Source organism: Nitratidesulfovibrio oxamicus, assembly GCF_015731765.1.
GTDB lineage: Bacteria > Desulfobacterota > Desulfovibrionia > Desulfovibrionales > Desulfovibrionaceae > Cupidesulfovibrio > Cupidesulfovibrio oxamicus.
On sequence record NZ_VRYY01000502.1, the window covers coordinates 1 to 1,643 of the forward strand.

The 1,643-nt window shown below is 67.3% G+C and carries 2 protein-coding genes; one reads left to right on the forward strand and one right to left on the reverse strand.

Annotation, left to right across the window (positions count from 1 at the left end):
- Positions 1-517, forward strand: a 517-nt coding sequence (locus FVW20_RS14580) for a radical SAM protein (RefSeq protein ID WP_372435006.1), incomplete at its 5' end; no start/stop codon positions are given.
- Between the two features lie 279 nt (positions 518-796).
- Here FVW20_RS14580 and FVW20_RS14585 read toward each other — a convergent pair.
- Positions 797-1,643: radical SAM protein (locus FVW20_RS14585; protein ID WP_196610181.1), on the reverse strand; the 847-nt coding region annotated here is incomplete at its 5' end.

Sequence of the window (1,643 nt, forward strand, 5' to 3'; positions counted from 1 at the left end):
GCGCAGCGCCCTGCCCGCCGCACAGAACGGCCAGCCCGCCACCATCGAGGTGCTGATCCCCGACTTTCGCGGCAGCCGGGCCGCGCTGGACACCGTGCTGGACGCCGCGCCCGACATCATCAACCACAACGTGGAAACCCCGCCCGCGCACTACCCGCGCATCCGCCCGCAGGCCGACTACGCCCAGAGCCTGGAACTGCTGGCCCGCGTGCGCGCCGCCGGGGCCATCGCCAAAAGCGGGCTGATGGTGGGCCTGGGAGAAACCGACGACGAGGTGCGCGCCACACTGGCCGACCTTGCCGCCACGGGCTGCCACATCGCCACCATAGGCCAGTACATGCGGCCCAGCCGCAACCACCCGCCCGTCGAACGCTACGTGCACCCCGATGTCTTCGACGGCTACGCCGCCCATGGCCACGCCCTCGGCATTCCCCACGTGTTCTCCGCCCCCCTCGTGCGCAGCAGCTACAACGCCCGCGCCGCCTACGACGCCCTGCAGCAGTTGCGGGGCCAGTAGGGAAAAGTAGGGAACGGCTGAACCAGAAAAGAGAATATGAAGAGAATGCGGGGGGGGGAAAAATTGAAATTTTTCCCCTCCCCGCACCCCTCCCCTTTCAACTTTTCCATTGTGGGCGGGGAGCCTTGGCAAGAAATTGTCCGGAAAATCTCACTCACGCAATTCCATACGCATCTATCTGATGCATCACCCAGCATACCTTGCAAAAACAATGGCTGCCCACCATGCACAAGCACGATGGGCAGCCGCATTCGTTCAAAACCACGAACAGCCTGATCGCTACATAGCCTCCACCAACAAACCGTCACGCTCGACAGCCAGCGGACGCACAGCCACAAGGTCACCAGAGCCTGCATGCTCTCCGCCCTGCGCCGCCTGCGCAGCCGGACGCCGACCGCCGGTGAGCCGGCACTCGGCATAATACTCGCACACGCCCTTCACACCACGCGCACCCTCCGGGGCTACCAGCAGTTGCGGTTCGTCCAGCAGGCGTTGCAGGAACACAGCCTTCTTCACCGCCACCGCGCCGCGCAACTCCGCCGCCCGGCGCTTCTTCACCTCTTGCGGCAGTTGCCCCTCCATCACCGCCGCCGGGGTGCCCGGCCTGCGCGAATACGGGAACACGTGCGCATAGGTCAGCGGCAACGCCCCCACGAAGTCCAGCGTCTCGCCAAACTCCGCGTCCGTCTCGCCGGGAAAGCCGGTCAGGATGTCCGCGCCAAGGCCGAACAACGGCCACGCCTCGGCCAACTCGCGCACGAAACCCAGCAGCGGCTCGGGTCGGTAATGCCCCCGCCCCATGCGGCGCAGCACGCCGGGGCTGCCGCTCTGCAACGAAAGATGCAGCTGCGGGGCCACCAGACGGCTTTCGGCCAGCACGTCCAGCGCGCGCTCGCCAAGCTGACCCGGCTCCAGCGAACTGATGCGCAGTCGCGCCCGGCCCGCCCACTGCGGGGCAAGCTCGCGTTCCAGAAAGGCCAGCATATCCCAGAAGTCCGGCCCGCCGCCGGGCAGGTCGCGCCCGTACTGGCGCAGGTTCACGCCGGAGACGATGAGTTCGCGGAACCCCGCGTCCAGCAGGCGGCGCGCCTCTGCCAGCGCCTCGCGCGGGTCGCGAGATCGGAAG